The 5508-nt window shown below is 66.2% G+C and carries 4 protein-coding genes; all 4 read right to left on the bottom strand.

The features are described 5' to 3' along the window. Positions 1–276 (bottom strand): universal stress protein (locus ABWP50_RS11970; RefSeq protein WP_353218218.1); only part of this gene is annotated, 276 nt, incomplete at its 3' end. 85 nt (positions 277–361) lie between these two features. After that, positions 362–1282, bottom strand: a complete 921-nt coding sequence (locus ABWP50_RS11965) for a DMT family transporter (RefSeq protein ID WP_353218217.1) — start codon at positions 1280–1282, stop codon at positions 362–364. Continuing rightward, complete coding sequence (locus ABWP50_RS11960; protein ID WP_353218216.1) at positions 1282–2301, bottom strand: threonine aldolase family protein; 1020 nt, start codon at positions 2299–2301, stop codon at positions 1282–1284. The genes ABWP50_RS11965 and ABWP50_RS11960 overlap by 1 nt, the downstream gene beginning before the upstream one ends. A 135-nt stretch (positions 2302–2436) precedes the next feature. Further along, positions 2437–5508 (bottom strand): autotransporter domain-containing protein (locus ABWP50_RS11955; protein WP_353218215.1); only part of this gene is annotated, 3072 nt, incomplete at its 5' end.

Below are 5508 nucleotides of genomic sequence, written 5' to 3'. Positions count from 1 at the left end.
ATCACCATCTGCCGATCGCCATTCCCAGCTGACGCCTTCGCGCGCCAGCCGGGCTTCGACGGCGATACGCTCTTCCTTGCGGCGGGCCTCGACCGCGTCGATCAAGGTGGTGATCGGAAATGCCCCCATCGCCGGATCACCCAGCGCATAGGCCGCATAAGGCATCACCGACAGGCACACGACATGGCCGTTGCAGGCCCGCGCCAGATCAAACGCCGCGTTCAGCCGCGCACCTTGCCCATCGTCACCTTCGATATGCACCAGAATCGATTTCATGTGAGGTCTCCCAACCAGCAAATTCGTGGTGCCAGTGTTCCAAATCGCGTCGCCGCGCGGAATCGGGATCAACCCCTAAGGGAAACTACGCGCTTGCAGATTTGGCGCGCAGGGCAATGGCCAGCCCAATCAGCGCCAGCACCAGCCCGGCCACAGCGGTGCCAGTCCATTGCCAATCCTCCAGCACAGTCGAAAGGCCCATGGCCACCACCGGCACCACCACCCCGTTCCACGCCGCCTGGCCCGGCCCGACCGTGCGGATCAGCACATAATAAAGGCTGAAGGCAACAGCCGATGCCACAATGCCGAGATAAGCCAGCCCCGCCAGATAGGCCGGCGCCAGCGAAAACACCGGCGGCCCATCCAGCGTCCACGCCAGCAGCCCATCCAGCAGCGCGCCCCACGCCATTGTCCAGGCCAGCCCGGCCTCCAGCGGCATCGATCGGCCATAGCGCGTCGCCTGCAGCACATTGGCGATGCTGGCCGACAGCACACCGCCAAAGGCCAGCGCCAAGCCCAGCCCGATCTGGTTCCCGCCCGGCCGGCCCAATTCCGGCGCAAACAACAGGCCAACGCCGCACAGGCCAATGGCGCTGCCCACCACAAAGCGCGGCGTGACCCGCGCGCCCAGAAACACCGCCGCCAGAAGCGTATTGCTCACCAGCAGAAACGCGAAGGTCAGGCTGACCAGCCCAGACGTCAGATATTGCTCGGACCGGTAGACAAGATTGAAATTCAGCACGAACTGGCTGATGGCGACCACCACGGCAAAGCCATGCTGACGCCATGACAAGCGCAGCGATTTGCGCCGGACCAGGCAAAGCCCGAACATCACCACAGCGCCCAGCACAAACCGCCAGGTGACCGACCAGCTGGGCGGCACCTCCCCCAATTGCGTGCGGATCACAAACCAGGTGCAGCCCCAGATCAGCGTGCAGCCGGCAAAGGCCGCCCACGCCTGCGGGGTGAAACGGCCATCGCTGGGGGCGGTTACGGCATCCGCCATCAACCGGCAGCCAGCGCGGCAGCCAGCCGCGCCGCGTCCTCGGCGGGCGTGTCCCAGCTCACCACCAGCCGCGCTTCATTGGAATCGGCGGCGCCCCAATCATAGAATAAAAAGCCCTGGGCGCGCAGCCGCTCCGGTTCGCCGGGGGCAAGTTGCACAAACACCTCATTGGCCTCCACCGGGTGCAGCAGCCGCTCCCCGGCTGCCTGCGCCAGAACTTGCGCGCCGGCATTGGCAGCGGCGGCATTGCGCAGCCACACGCCGTCTTCCACCATTGCCAGGATCTGCGCCGCATTGAAGCGGCCCTTCGATGGCATCTGCCCGGCCCGCTTGCGCCGCCAACGCAGTTGATCGGCCAGACTGCAATCGAACAACACGATGGCCTCAGCGCCAAGCCCGCCATTCTTGATGCAGCCAAAGCTCAGCGCATCGACATCCGCCACCATGTCGGCCGGATTGCCGCCCAGAAAGGCCGCGGCATTGGCAAAGCGCGCGCCGTCCATGTGCACGCGCCAGCCTTGCGCGCGGGCATGGGCCGCCAGCGCCGCCACTTCATGCGGGCGGTACACCGTGCCGCATTCGGTGGCCTGGGTGATCGACAGCGCCGCCATCTGCACCTGGTGAACATCGCCGCGGTGGCTGGACAGGCCGGCGGCCACGCTGGCCGGCGTCAGCTTGCCATGATCGCCAGGGCAAAGCAGCAGCTTGGCGCCGCCGGTGAAAAACTCGGGCGCGCCGCATTCGTCCACATGCACATGCGCTTCGGTGTGGCAGGCGACTGCGCCCCACGGCGGCACCAGGCAGGCCAGCGCCAGCGCATTGGCGGCCGTGCCGGTGCCCACGGCCAGCACGGCGCAGGGCCGGCCAAACAATTCTTCAAACACCGCATCGAGCCGGCGCGACCAATCATCGCCGTCATAGCCCGCGGGCTGTGCCGGGCCGGCGGCCATGACCGCAGCCATCACCTCCGGGCAGGCCGCAGCGGCATTGTCGGACATGAAATTGGCGAGCTGGGTCATGCCGCCTTGATAAGGCTGTGCACTGCCCGGTCAATGCCGGGCTGCGCATGCGCCATTTCGCAGCGCCGCCACAGCAAAACGGCGGCCCCCGTGTGGGAACCGCCGCCTTGTTCGTTCCAGATGTTCGGTTCCTGCTTAGAACGCGACGTTCAGGGTGGCACGGCCGCCATGGTCGTCGTTGCGCTTGCCGATCAGCCCCGAATAGCCAAGGCTGAAGCGGATCGTCTGCGACAGGTTCACACCGGCATCGGCTTGCAGGGACAGCGCGCTGCGGTCGATCTGCACCGAACGGATCAGGCCGTTCTGACCAACCGCCGGGATGCCGATCACCGTGGCTGCATCGCGGTCACCCGACGTGCCCTGCCACGAAGCACCGGCGTTCAGCGCAACCTTGCCGCCGGCAACATTGGCACCGACGCGGGCACCAAGGTTGATGACCGTGATGTCATAACCCTGCTTGCCGGCTGCCAATGCCGCCACACCGCCGGTTTCAGCCAACGTACCGATATCAGCCTTCACATAGGCCAGGCGGGCGAACGGTTCGATCCGCGTGTCGGCCGATGCTGCCAGATCATAGGCGGCTTCGCCAAAGAACTGGTAGGTGTTGCCGTTGGTGGTGCCCGCCAGCGATTGCGCAAAGCCTGGCAGGGTGATGGCACGGCTGCCGTTGGTGCGCGCACCCGAGATGCTGATACCGCCGTTCACCACCACACCGCCATCGCGGCGATAACCGCCATAGACCGTGCCGCCGACGGTTTCGACCGTCGAGCTGCCTGCCAGCAGGCGATATTCGATATCGGTGCTGGTGTAGTGGAACATGCCGCCCACCGTCACGCCGTTCTTCGCCCAATCCAGGCCGGTGATGACCCCGCGCTGTTCAGTGGTGAAGGCCGTGGCGGCGCCATTGGTTTGCGCCTTGCCCCACGAACCAGCGCCGCGCAGCCAGAAGGTCAGCGTGCGATCACCATCGCTGGTGCTCACCTGCTGGCCGCCCAGCGAGGCGGTGCCGCTGTTCAGGCGATCAAGTGCCGATTCGCGGAACACACGGTTGGTATCCAGCACCACACGGCGTTCCGTGGCGCGCTGTTCACCCGACATCTGCCGCAGGGTGAGCGGCAGCGCCGAACCACCATTGGCATAGACGTTGAAGAAGGCTTGCGGATTGTAGCCGCCGGCCACGGCACGATCAAAGGCACGTGCCACTTCCAGCGCATTGCCAGTCACACCGCCAAAGCGGTTGCCGAGCACTTCCAGGCTTTGCGGCGCCAGGCGGATATTGGCCTGGGTTGCGGTGTAAGACACCACCGGCGCGAAGGCGATGCCGAACTGGTCAAGCCCGGAGACGGTCGCAAACGTGCCGGTCAGGCTGGAGCCGCTGGCCACAGTGAACGATTGGTTGAACTGGCTGAAGCTCGCCGGAACGGTTGGAACCACTGCCAAGGTGCCGCCCACGGTCATCACGCCGCCCGCGGAGATGCGGTCGTTGGTCGATGTCGTGATGTTGGCAGTGTAGGTGCCGGCCAGCGTGGCCGCGCCGGTAACCGTGATGGTTGCCGTATCGGTGGTGCCCGGCGCACCCGGAGCCACCAAGCCGCCCGCCAGCACATTGAGCGCGCCCACCGTGCCAGTGCCGGTCAAGGCAGCGCCGCTGTTGACCGTGACCGCCGATACCAGCGACCCCGTTACATTCAGCGTGCCTGCCGCCACCGTGGTCGCGCCTGTGTAGGTGCTCGCCGCGGTCAGGTTCAGGATGCCAGCACCGATCTTCGAGACGCCGCCAACACCCGAAGCCACGCCCGACAGCGTGTAGGTGAAGGCCTGTGTATCGACCGTGGTGATGCCCGTACCCAGCGTGATGGCATTGGCCACCGTCAGGCCTGCGTTGCCCGCCTGCAGTGTGGTACCGCCCGTCGTGGTGAGCACGCCAGTGCCCAGCGCCGTGCCAGTGCCGGTGCGGATGGTGCCGCCAACCAGCGCCGTGCCGCCGCCAAAGCTGTTGGCGCCGTTCAGCACCAGCAGGCCTGCACCGGTCTTGGCAATCGAGCCCGCACCGGAAACAACGCCGTTCAGCACGAGGTTCAGCCCGGTATTGGCATTCACCGTGCCGGCACCGGCCGTGGTGACGGCATTTGCCAGCGTCACCGTCGGGCTGTTTGGTGTGGTGCCCAGGTTGGTGGCGGTGTTCAGCGTGGTGCCGCCCGCCATCGCCAGCGTGCCAAGGCCAAGCGCCAGATCATTGGCAACCGTGATGGTGCCAGCGTTGAGGCTGGTGCCGCCAAGATAGGAGTTCAGCGTGTTGAGCACGAGTTCGCCCGAGCCGGTCTTGGTCAGCGCAGTGCCGGCAATGGTGCCGTTCACCGTGAAGGCCGTGCCCGGTGCCACCTGGATGGTGCCGCCGCCGGTGCCCAGTGCGATAGTGCGCGCCGAAGCAAAGCTGGCCGTGGTCCACAGCGTGCCGCGATTGAGCGTCACGTTGCCAGCCGCGTTGCCAAGGTTGACATCCGCGGCCACCCGCACCGCCGTGGCGTTGACGACGGTGCCGCCGGTGTAGCTGTTGGTGCCCGACAGGGTGAGCACGCCGGCAGCGCCGCCCGTGCTGTCAATGACCGTCAATGGCCCAACGCCGGACACGACACCGCCAAAGCCGAATTGCTGGCCGTTGTTGTCAGCTGTCATGCCGCCGGCCATGGCGATGCTGTTCGCCAGGGTGACGCCGGCATTGCCAGCCTGAATGGTTGTCCCTGCCGCCGCCGCAACGCCGCCAGTGCCGAGCGCCAGGCTGGTGCCAACCCGGATGGTGCCGGCCGTCAGGGCCGTACCGCCGGTATAGCTGTTCTCCCCGTTCAGCACGAGCACGCCGCTGCCGGTCTTGGTCAGCAGGCCAGAGCCGCCAACCACGCCGTTCAGCGTGAAGTTGTTGGACCCGGTGGCGATGGTGGCATTGCCGATGCTGAAGGCGTTGGCGAGCGCGAGGTTGTTGGTGTTGTTGGCCAGTACCGTGCCGTTCGCCATCGTCACCAGCGCAGTGCCCAGCGCCGCGTTGTTGCCAACCGTCACTGTGCCAACGTTGATGAAACTGCCGCCGGTGAATGTGTTCGCACCGTTCAGCACCAGATTGCCGCTGCCGATCTTGGTGACCGAGCCAGCGCCGTCCACCACGCCGTTCAGCGTGAAGGCAAAGCCCTGCGTGTCGATGATGCCAAGCCC

The sequence above is a fragment of the Sandarakinorhabdus sp. genome (assembly GCF_040398645.1).
Taxonomy (GTDB): domain Bacteria; phylum Pseudomonadota; class Alphaproteobacteria; order Sphingomonadales; family Sphingomonadaceae; genus Sandarakinorhabdus.
This window is presented reverse-complemented; position numbering and strand designations above follow the sequence as displayed.